This window comes from Kurthia sibirica (assembly GCF_003143975.1).
GTDB lineage: Bacteria > Bacillota > Bacilli > Bacillales_A > Planococcaceae > Kurthia > Kurthia sibirica.
Genome location: NZ_QFVR01000066.1, coordinates 1 through 1,197 on the forward strand (window position 1 = coordinate 1; position 1,197 = coordinate 1,197).

Sequence of the window (1,197 nt, forward strand, 5' to 3'; positions counted from 1 at the left end):
GCCGAAAAGAATTCAATCTTTTTGGTTTTTCAGTGACACGAGAAATAAATCAACTACTCGGAGTTTCTGCCTAAAGGGCGAAACCTAATGGCAAATCATTTGTTATTTTAAACTTTGCAACAGAACCTTAAATTCCTTTCGCTATCGCTTCAGTCAGACATTTACCGTTGACAATTGCCACGTATTTTCTTCTGCAGCCAGTTTCGCTTTTGGCCGAAGAAAATAAAAAGAGATGGCAAATTTGCCACCTCTAAAATATTTATGATCTTCCTCAATCGCACCCGATTGAGGAAGATCATTTTATTGAAATTCATCGATAATCATCGTGACTAGGTATAAATAAATTTTCACTCACATTTCTAACCACTGAAAAATTATCGACATTGTAATGTCCATGTAGGACTTCATTATGATGGGCGATAATCTGCTCTGCAGTTATAGATTGGGAATCTGTTGTTGAGTGACCATCTCCAACTAAGGTCACGTCGAAACCATTTACTGTTGCTGTTCTAACTGCTGTATCAATACAATGCTCTGTCTTGCAACCCATAACAACCAGATGTTCAACCATGTTATCTTGTAAAAAAGCCAATAATGGAGTGCCGTAAAACGAATTTGTTGCCTCTTTATCAAATATCTTTACCTCTTTAGGTATATCAATATCGGAATGAATCTCGAATCCTTTACCATGGCCTTCTGCAACATCTTTATCTCTTATGAAAACAACAAAACTCTCTGAGTCTAATGCCTTTTTCAACACTGAATTAATATTATCCAACAGATTATCTTTATTAAAGACACTCTTCTCTTTTTCATTACCGTCAATCAATTCTTGTTGTGCATCAATGACTAGTAAAGCCTGTTTCAATAAAAAAACTCCCTTTGTATTTAGTATACTATTTTTGTTTATTCCCGAGATAATGGCCCGTTTGTTGAAATCTAGTGTATCTTAATCTACCTCTTTTTCATCAATCAATTTCCCATTGATTTCTTCCAGTTCATCATCTGTCAAATACCGTTTTTCTAATTCGATATACTTCTTACCACCCCAATTATACATGATGGCATAGGGTTCTGTTGCAAAGTTTCTCAATTAGCATGATATCAGGTAGAATTAAGTGAAAATAAACGATAGGAGATTTCAAATGACTCATTTTAAGGGGAAACAATTCAAAAGAGATATTATTACAGTAGCCG

General features: G+C 34.8%; 2 protein-coding genes. Both read right to left on the bottom strand.

Translation table 11 applies throughout. The annotated features are described in order from the left end of the window. Positions 1-310: 310 nt before the first annotated feature. Positions 311-868: an isochorismatase family protein gene (locus tag DEX24_RS16880; RefSeq protein ID WP_109307515.1), complete on the bottom strand. Its 558-nt coding sequence runs from the start codon at positions 866-868 to the stop codon at positions 311-313. A gap of 81 nt (positions 869-949) precedes the next feature. After that, entirely contained in the window at positions 950-1,093 is a 144-nt protein-coding gene (locus DEX24_RS17350) for a hypothetical protein (protein WP_170112994.1), read from the bottom strand. Between the last annotated feature and the right edge of the window lie 104 nt (positions 1,094-1,197).